The organism is Streptomyces luteolifulvus (assembly GCF_008806595.1).
Lineage (GTDB): Bacteria > Actinomycetota > Actinomycetes > Streptomycetales > Streptomycetaceae > Streptomyces > Streptomyces luteolifulvus.
In genome coordinates, this window is record NZ_VZRB01000062.1 from 20,167 (window position 1) to 25,757 (window position 5,591).

The following is a 5,591-nucleotide window of genomic DNA, read 5'->3' on the forward strand; positions in this document are numbered from 1 at the left end:
CGGCAAGTAACATGCGACGCGTTCCGTCATTGCTTCCCCTGGATATGACCGGCGTCTGGCCGAAGTGCCTGCGCTGCCGGCCAGAGGACGGGGTGGACGGCGCCCCGCGGGTGAGCCGGCGTCAGGCCTTCGGGGGATTCCCTCGCATGCCGGATGCGGCCGTGTGCTTCAGCCTGTCGCGGACACCCGCTGCGTCCGGATGGCCGATCTCGTCGAGTATGGCGAGTGCCTGCCGCCAGGCGGACGCGGCCTGCACGTGGTGGTCTGCCGCATGGTGGGAGTCGCCGATGTGCACCAGGGTGTCGGCCTCGAGATAGCGGTCGCGGATCGCCCGGTACAGCTCGAGAGCAGGCTCGTAGCAGGCGAGCGCCTCGTCGTGAGCCCGCAGATGATGATGGGCGTAGCCGAGGCTGTCCCACGCGGCGGCCTCACCGTTGCGGTCACCGATCTCCCGGTGCAGCGCGAGGGCCTGACCACACTCGCCCAGCGCCTTGACATACTCCCCCATCAGGATATACGTCCAGCCGACCTCGTTGAAGACACTCGCCTCCTCGCTGCGGCGCCCCGCCGTGCGGTAGAGGTCGCTCGCCCGCCGATAGTGGTCGAGCGCTTCGTCGTGCCGAAGCCGCCGGTTGGCCAGGAAGGCGAAATAGCGGTGCACCCGGCCCTGACCGGCGGGGTCACCGATCTCGCCGAACAACTTCAACGCGCGCGCGAGGTGTTCGTCGGCCTCCTCCCAGTTGCCCAGTCGGCCGTTGACGAAGCCCAGTGCGCGATGCGCGTATGCCTGGCCGCGTATGTCGCCCAGGCACTGGGCCGCCGTCATCGCCGTCGTCTGCGCGGCGGCCTGTTCCTGCCAGCGGCCGCTGCGGTCCAGATACCGTTCGAGTGTCGCGGCGAGCTGCCAGCTGTGCTCGCCGCTTCCGTGCCGGGTGCCCTGCTCGATCACGGCCAGCAGGACGGGGCGGTTGACGTCCAGCCAGGCCGCCGCCTGCGCCTGATCGGCGAACGGCAGCACGGTCACCTCAGCCGCGTGGGGCTTCGGCTCCAAGTGTTCCCGGCTCGGCGCGAGGATCCGCTCGGCGGCATGCGTGCTGTGCAGATAGTGGTCGAGCATCCGCCGTCGGGCGGGGCCGGGCTCGTCCGACGCGTTCCGGGCCTGGCCGAGCTCCGCGGCGTAGGTGCGCAGCAGTTCGTGACAGCCGAACCGGCCGGGCACGACCTCGAAGATCAAGTGGGCACGCGCCAACTCGGCCAGCAGTGGGCGTGTCTGGCCGGGCCGCTGCCCTGCCAGGCTTGCCATGGCGGCGAGTGAGTAGTCCGGGCCCGGATGCAGGGCCAGTAACCGGAATATGCGCGCGGCCTCCGGCGACAGGAGGTTGTACGACCAGGAGAAGGCAGTTCTGGCGTCCGCGACGGGGGCCTCTGCGGAGAAGGCATCGAGGCTGCCCCGGCTCTCCCGCAGTTCGGCCGCGACGGACGCCAGCGTAAATGCCGGATTGACGGCGGCACGCGCACTGACAATGGCCAGGGCCAGGGGCAGGTTTCCGCAGGCCGAGACGATCTCCGCGGCCGCAGCGGGCTCACGCCTGACACGCTCGGCGCCGAGCCTGCGGCGCAGGAACGCCAACGCCTCTGCTTCGCTCAGCAGGTCCAGCGTGACGAAGTGCGCGCCGTCGCCGGCCACCAGTCCGCAGAGCTGGTTGCGGCTGGTGACGATCACCAGACAGCCGGGGGCTCCGGGCAGCAGGGGACGGACGTGTTCGGTGTCGTGCGCGTTGTCCAGGAGGATCAGCATCCGCCGGTCGGCGAGCAGACTGCGGTACAGCGCGGCTTGCGTCTCGAGTCCGGCGGGGAGGCGATGAGAGGGGACACCGAGGGCGTCGAGAAAGGACCGTATCGCCTCGGCCGTGCCCATGACCGAGTCGCTGGGATGAAATCCGCGGAGATTGACGTAGAGCTGCCCGTCGGGGAAACGTTCGGCGACCTGGTGGGCCCAGTGCACGGCCAGGGTGGTCTTGCCCACCCCGGCCATGCCCCCGATGGCACTGATCACCACTGAAGACGCCGCTCCCCCGGCCGTTGGCAGCAGCATCCGGAGGCCCTCCAATTCCTTGCTGCGGCCGGTGAAGACCGGGAGGTCGGCGGGGAGTTGCGCGGGGCGTACGGTCGCGGTGTCGGCCGGCTGGGCCGCGGCGGAGACGGGACCCGCGCCGATGCCGTCCGAGTGGTCGGGTTCGTCGGGTCCCGCTCCACGGGTCGGTGCCGGGCACCCCATGGGCACGGTCTGGGACAGCACCTGCTGCTGAGCGGCCTGCAACTCGGCGCCCGGGTCCACACCCAGTTCCCCCGCGAGACGGGCGCGTATGTTCCGGTAGACGTCGAGGGCCTCCGCCTGGTGGCCGGTGGCCGCGAGTACCAGGATCAGTCGGGCCTGCAGCATCTCGTCCAGCGGATGCTGGGCGGCGGCCTGCCTGAGCGTGACCAGCACCCGCGCGCCGGGACCGGGTCCGGCCTCCAGTGCCTGTTCCGCCGCCTCCTTGACGGCGGCCAGATGCTCGCCGTCCACGGCGGCGAATACCGGATGGGACCTGACCTCGGGGGCGATTCCGGACGCCGTGGGCCCTCGCCACAGGGCCAGGGCCTCGATCAGCAGCTCCGTGGCCTCGGCCGTCCCCCCGTGCCGTGCCGCATCCTCAGCCTGCTGACGCAGGTCCCGAAAGCGCAGCAGGTCGAGGCAGTAGGGGTCCACCTCCAGGCGGTAGCCGCCCGAGCCGCGCACCAGCCACCGCGAGACGCCCCTCGCCGGAAGGCCCGGTTCGAGCAGGCGGCGTAGCGACCCGATGTGCCGCTGTACCACATTGACGGCGCTGTCCGGCGGGTTCTGCCCCCACAGAGCATCGACGATGTCGTGTACGGCGACCGGATGCCCCGCCCGGGTCAGGAGCAGAGCAAGGAGGGCCCGTTGCTTGGGCGGCCCGAGCTCGAGCTCCGTGTCACCGCGCCATGCCCTGACCGGCCCCAGCACGGCGAAACGCATACGCACAGAACACTCCGTACCGACAGCACAATCTGCGAACCCCCCATGCTCCGAGCCGCACGGGTCGGGCGACGACGGACGAGCATACGTTCTCAGAGGGCCCTGCGGGGCAGGACTCGACAGGTATCGCCGGGCCGGGCCCACCAACTGGAGGCACCCCGGCCGGGACACAACCCACCGGTCGAGCATGCTCGCGAGTTGCATGCCTCAACCGTCGACGGCGATCGCCGGCCAGATCGCGGAACGAGGCGTTGCGACGAGTCGAAGTCCTTGGCGACCTGGCCGACCGAGCGGTCACCGCGTCGGCACGGCTGGACGATCTCGGCCTTCAACTCCGGCGTGAACGAGCGGCGAGGACGCGGCTTCTTCTTCCCCATGCTCTCCATGATGGACATCATCCTTCCGGGGCCGAAGCCCCTGATCTCGGATGTGCGTCAAGGTGGATCAAGCCCAGTGAACCGATCTGGGCCCAGTGCCGTAGACCCGATTGGGTTCCCACCACAGGCTGGAACCCTTGGTCTTCGTGGCATCGCGGGGTGTGGGCCGCGAGTGCAGCATTGCGGCGCATGGGAGGTAGCGAGGGTGGCGACGAGTTATCAGGTGCGGCGAGGCGCCGTACGTCCGGGTGTTGCGGCGCAGCGGGCGCTGTGGACGTTCGTCATCGTCAACGCGGTGATCGTTGAGGTTCTGTTCTTCACCGCCGGCACCGGCAAGAACGGGACCCTCACGGTCGCCAAGTTCTTCGGCTTGCATGCCGCACTGCTGATGCTGTTCCAGCTGCTGCTGGTGGCACGGCTGCCGTGGCTGGATCGCCGCATCGGCATGGACCGGTTGACGGTGTGGCACCGGTGGGTCGGCTTCACGTTGTTGTGGACCCTGCTCACCCACTTCGCGCTGGTCGTGCTCGGATACGCGCGGCTTGACGGCGCGCCGATACTGAAGACGTTTCTTGCTCTGAGCGGGGTGCCAGCTTCGCTGCTGGGCATGCTCGCCGCGGTCATTGTCGTCTCGATCGGCGTGGTCTCCGCCCGCAAGCTGCGGCGGCGGCTGCGGTACGAGACCTGGCACGGCCTGCACCTGCTGCTGTACATGGCGACAGGGCTGTCGTTCGTCCACCAGCTGCTGGAGACGACGACCTTCAAGGCATCCGCGTTCGCAGGAGTCTATTGGTGGTCCCTGTGGCTGTTCACCTTCGGCGCTTTGGTGGTCGGGCGGCTTGTCGTGCCGGTATGGCGCAACGCCTACCACCGGTTCCAGGTCGCTGCCGTGGTGCCGGAGTCGGACAGTGTGGTGTCGGTATACGTCACCGGCCGCCACCTCGACCGGTTGCCCGCCCGGGCAGGTCAGTTCTCCATCTGGCGCTTCCCCGGGCACAACCACTGGTGGCTGGCGAACCCGTTCTCACTGTCGGCGGCACCCAACGGCCAATCCCTGCGCCTGACCGCCAGAGCGGTCGGCAAGACGAGCGCCGGCCTGCGGCACCTCCCGGTCGGGACCCGCGTCTTCATGGAAGGTCCCTACGGAGCATTCACCTCATTGCATCGAACGCGGCCGGGCGCACTGCTGATCGCGGGCGGAGTGGGGATCACACCCGTCCGAGCCCTGCTGGAGGAGGACACGACCGGCGACGTCGTGGTGCTCTATCGAGTACGCCATGCCAACGATGCCGTGCTCATCGACGAGGTGCGCGAACTGGTCGCAGCCCGCGGCGGCCGGCTCCACCTGCTCACCGGCCAGACCGGTGCGGAGACACAACCCTTCGAGCCGGACAACCTCCACGCCCTGGCCCCCGACATCACGGAACGCGATGTCTATGTCTGCGGGCCGCCGGCCATGACCTCGGCCGTGCTGGACGGGCTGCGGAAACTCAAGGTACCCAACCGGCAAGTGCATGCCGAGAAATTCAGCCTCGCCTGACGCTTTGCCCCGGCCGTTCGTACACCGGTTCAGAAGCTCTTGACTCTTCGATGCCGAAAGACGCGCTGGGAACGGGCGTCCCGATCGGGGTCGCGGGGTGCTGGCGCATACGGGGCGACCTCCTCGTCGTCACCAAGCACGGCAAGAGATCCTCGAACTGAGCCACCCCGCGGCGGCCAAGTCCGTCTCCTTCAAAGCAAAGGTCATCGACAAGCAGGACGACACGTGACGGGGATCGACGCTCCAGGGCCTCCCACCGCATGACCCACGGCTCCCGCCGGCACGGCCCCGACGGGCGCGCTCACTCCGCCCCCACCAGTGCGGCAGGGGCGGTGTCGAGCCGGCGATCGCCCGCCGGCGCCGGGCTCCGTTGTCAGGAAGTGGAGTACACGGTGAATCGCTCCCAGGCGTCGTTGGTCGTCCGGTCGGCGACCAGCGGAGCGGTGCCGTTGTTCGACGAGACGTACAGGTTGTTGCAGGCCACGAGGCTCACGGTCCCGTCGACGTTCCTGATCAGGTGACTCCTCTCCCGGCTGAAGCCGGGGGCTTCTCGTTACGCCGGGTTGGCGTCGCGAAGGACCAGCCCGGCCCGTAGAACGTTGAGAGCGCCTACCGTGTCAGCGTGCGCGTGGTG

2 protein-coding genes are annotated in these 5,591 nt (G+C 69.1%); one reads left to right on the top strand and one right to left on the bottom strand.

Going from position 1 to position 5,591, the window contains the following annotated elements; all coding sequences use genetic code 11:
• Positions 1 to 121: 121 nt before the first annotated feature.
• Entirely contained in the window at positions 122 to 3,040 is a 2,919-nt protein-coding gene (locus tag F7R91_RS40060) for an AfsR/SARP family transcriptional regulator (protein ID WP_150958581.1), read from the bottom strand.
• 600 nt (positions 3,041 to 3,640) lie between these two features.
• Here F7R91_RS40060 and F7R91_RS40065 point away from each other — a divergent pair.
• Positions 3,641 to 4,957: a ferredoxin reductase family protein gene (locus F7R91_RS40065; RefSeq protein WP_150958582.1), complete on the top strand. Its 1,317-nt coding sequence runs from the start codon at positions 3,641 to 3,643 to the stop codon at positions 4,955 to 4,957.
• Positions 4,958 to 5,591: the final 634 nt, after the last annotated feature.